The sequence below is a fragment of the Mesorhizobium sp. M4A.F.Ca.ET.022.05.2.1 genome (assembly GCF_003998845.1).
Taxonomy (GTDB): Bacteria; Pseudomonadota; Alphaproteobacteria; order Rhizobiales; family Rhizobiaceae; genus Mesorhizobium.
In genome coordinates, this window is sequence record NZ_RZOJ01000335.1 from 1 (window position 1) to 3,222 (window position 3,222).

At 67.4% G+C, this 3,222-nt stretch carries 1 protein-coding gene; it reads left to right on the top strand.

The annotated features are described in order from the left end of the window. On the top strand, window positions 1-3,222 hold a 3,222-nt coding region (locus tag EN745_RS26645; RefSeq protein ID WP_281034792.1), incomplete at both ends, for a glucoamylase family protein.

The following is a 3,222-nucleotide window of genomic DNA, read 5'->3' on the forward strand; positions in this document are numbered from 1 at the left end:
GCGGTCGAGGCCTTGCGCGCCAAGCTTCTGGCCCTGCGCGAGCGTGCCCGCCGCTACGCCTTCGAGATGGATTTCTCCTTCCTGATGCGGCAGGAGCGCAAGCTTCTGTCGATCGGCTACCGGGTCGAGGAGCACCAGCTCGACGAGAGTTGTTACGACCTGCTCGCCTCGGAGGCGCGGCTCACCAGCCTGTTCGCCATCGCCAAGGGCGACCTGCCGACCGAGCACTGGTTCCGGCTTGGCCGGCCGATCGTCGAGATCGGCTTCCGGGGCGCGCTGATGTCCTGGTCGGGCTCGATGTTCGAATACCTGATGCCGCCGCTGGTGATGAAGGAGCCGCATGGCTCGATCCTCAACCAGACCAGCAAGCTGATCATCAGGCGCCAGATCCAGTACGCGCGCTCCAAGAATGTGCCCTGGGGTATTTCGGAAGCGGCCTATAATGCCCGCGACCGCGAGCTGACCTACCAGTACACCAATTTCGGCGTACCCGGCCTCGGCCTCAAGCGCGGTCTCGGCCAGAACACCGTGATTGCGCCCTACGCCACGATCCTGGCGGCGCAGTTCAATCCGCGGGAGGCGGTGCACAATCTGGCCCGGCTGAAGGCGATCGGCGCGCTTGGCCGGCACGGTTTCTACGATGCCGTCGATTTCACCCCGCAGCGCGTGCCCGAGGGCACCGACCACGCCGTAGTGCTGAACTACATGGCGCACCATTCCGGCATGTCGATCGCAGCCGTCGCCGACGCCATCTTCGAAGGCCGCCTGCGCGACCGTTTCCACAGCGACCCGGTGATCGAGTCGGCCGAGCTCCTGCTGCAGGAGAGGGCGCCGCGCGACATCCCGACCGCCACCGTCAGGACCGAAGCCGACGAGCGCTCCAAGGACGAGACCGAGACAGAGAGCCCGGACACGCGCATCATCCTCGACCCGGCCAAGGCGCTGCGTGCGACCAGCGTCATGTCCAATGGCCGCTATTCGGTCATGGTCACCGCCACCGGTTCCGGCTACAGCCGTTTCGGCGAACTTGCCGTCACCCGCTGGCAGCCGGACCCGAGCGAGGACCGGCTCGGCTCTTACATCTTCCTGCGCGATGCCGGCACCGGCGACTGGTGGTCGGCGACCTCAGAGCCGCGGCGCACCGACCATGAGCGCGTCCAGACCCTGTTCTCCGACGACAAGGCGAGCTTCATCAAATCGGTCGGGTCGCTGCGCTCGGAGGTCGAATGCATCGTCATCTCGGAAGGCAATGGCGAGGGCCGCCGCGTCACGCTCTACAATGACGGCGCCACCGACCGGCACATCGAGGTGACGTCGTTCGCCGAGCTGGTGCTGGGCAACGAAGCTTCCGACAATGCCCATCCGGCCTTCTCGAAGATGTTCGTCGAGACCGAGATCGCCTCGAACAACAGCGCGATCTTCGCCGTCAGGCGCAAGCGCGACAAAAACGACCCCGATATCGCCGTGGCGCATTTCGTCACCGATCCGTCGGGGCCGTCGCGCGATGCCGAGGCCGAGACCGACCGGCGCGCCTTCATCGGCCGCGGCCGCACCATCGTCGACGCAGCCGCCTTCGATCCCGGCGCCAAGCTCGGCGGCCATTCCGGCTTCACGCTGGACCCGATCGCCTCGCTGCGCCGTCAGGTGCGCGTGCCCGCCAACAAGAAGATCTCGCTGACCTTCTGGACCATCGTTGGCGCCAACCGCGCGGAACTCGACGAAGCCGTTGCCCGGCTCGACCATCCGGAAAGCTTCGCTCGCCAGGCGATGCTGGCCTGGACCCGCAGCCAGGTGCAGACCCGCCATCTCGGCCTCAGCCTGACCGACGCCGCCAATGTACAGAAGCTGGCGCGCTACCTGATCTATCCCGATCCGTTCCTGCGCCTGCCGGCGGACTCCATCGCCTCCGGGCTCGGCAAGCAGTCGAGCCTGTGGCCGACCAGCATCTCCGGCGATTTCCCGATCTTCCTGGTCCGCATCGGCGACGTCGCCGACCTGGAGATCGTCGCCCAGGCGCTGCGCTTCCAGGAGTATATGCGAGCGCGCGGCATGATGATCGACTTCGTTGTCGTCAACGAGCAGGCATCGTCCTATGTTCAGGACCTGCAGCGCGCGGTCGAGACGCTGTGCGAGAACAGCCGCCTGCGCGGCAAGGAGCTCGGTCCGCGCCAGCACATTTTCGCCGTGCGCCGCGACCTCATGGACGAGGCGACCTACAAGACCCTGCTGGCGGTCGCCCGCGTCGCGCTGCATACGCGCAACGGCACCATCTTCGACCAGATCGAGCGCGCCGAAGCGGCTGCCCTGCAGGCGCGAGACGCCCTGCAGCAGGCCGGCGGCGTCGCGGCCGTGTCAACCTTGCCGGCCATTGCGCAACCGGCTTTTGCCGCCCCGGCCTCAACCAGCGCAAAAGCCGACGGCAGCGGCTTGAATCTCTGGAACGGCTTTGGTGGTTTCGATGGCGACGGCCGCCACTATGTCACGCGTCTCACCGGCCGGCGAACGACACCGCAGCCCTGGATCAACGTCATCTCCAACGCCTCGTTCGGCTTCCACGTCTCGGCCGAAGGCGCCGGCTTCACCTGGAGCCGCAACAGCCGCGACTACCAGCTGACACCGTGGTCGAACGATCCTGTCACCAACCGGCCGGGCGAGGGCATCTACATTTACGACCACGCCAGCGGCAAGGCCTTCTCGCCGATGGCCGCGGTGGTGCGCGACCCCGCCATGACCTACGAGACCTGGCACGGCCAGGGTTTTTCGACCTTCCGTACGAAGCGCGGGCCGCTGTCGATGGACCTGACCCAAGTGGTCGATCCGGCCGATCCGGTGAAGATCACCCGGCTGCGCATCCAGAATGCGGGCCCGGTGCCGGCGAGGCTGCGCGTCTATGCCTATGCCGAATGGGTGCTGGGCGGCCATCGCTCGCGCACGGCGGCGACCATCGTGCCGGCGCGGGACGTTGCGACTGGCGCGCTACTGGCCCAGAACCCCTACGGGCTCGACTTCAGTGAGCGGGTGGCGTTCCTCGCGGCCTCGACCGAGGTCCAGTCGGCGACGACCGACCGGGGCGAGTTCATCGGCCGCCACGGCAGCGGCGAATATCCGCAGGCCGTGCTTGCGGGCGCCGCCCTGTCCGGCCGGGTGGAGGCGGGCGACGACCCTTGCGCGGCGATCGCCAGCGACATCGACATCCCCGCCGGCGGCGACGTGACGCTGCTC